The sequence below is a fragment of the Neisseria sp. P0022.S010 genome (genome assembly GCF_051956635.1).
In genome coordinates this window covers 1-442 of record NZ_JBQCXF010000914.1, presented here as the reverse complement: position 1 = coordinate 442, position 442 = coordinate 1, and the positions used below count along the sequence as shown (strand labels likewise).

1 pseudogene is annotated in these 442 nt (G+C 56.3%); it reads left to right on the top strand.

Going from position 1 to position 442, the window contains the following annotated elements:
* Nucleotide 1 precedes the first annotated feature (1 nt).
* A pseudogene (locus tag ACTHUT_RS22085) lies at nucleotides 2–442 on the top strand (ATP-binding cassette domain-containing protein); the annotation flags it as partial.

Sequence of the window (442 nt, the reverse complement as noted above, 5' to 3'; positions counted from 1 at the left end):
ACTGAGCATCCGCAACCTGCACAAACAATACGGCAACGTAACCGCCATTCAATCCTTAGACTTGGACTTGGAAAAAGGCGAAGTCATCGTACTGCTGTGTCCGTCCGGCTGCGGCAAATCCACCCTCCTGCGCTGCGTCAACGGTTTGGAGCCGCACCAAGGCGGCAGCATCGTGATGGACGGGGTCGGCGAATGCGGCAAAGACGTTTCCTGGCAAACCGCCCGGCAAAAAGTCGGCATGGTTTTTCAAAGCTATGAACTGTTTGCCCACACGACCGTCATCGAAAACATCCTCTTAGGCCCGTTGAAAATACGAAACCGCAACCGTGCCGAAGCATAGGCGCAAGCCGACAAACTGTTGGAACGCGTCGGCCTGCTCGACCGCAAAAACGCCTATCCGCGCGAACTCTCCGGCGGCCAGAAACAACGCATCGCCATTGTC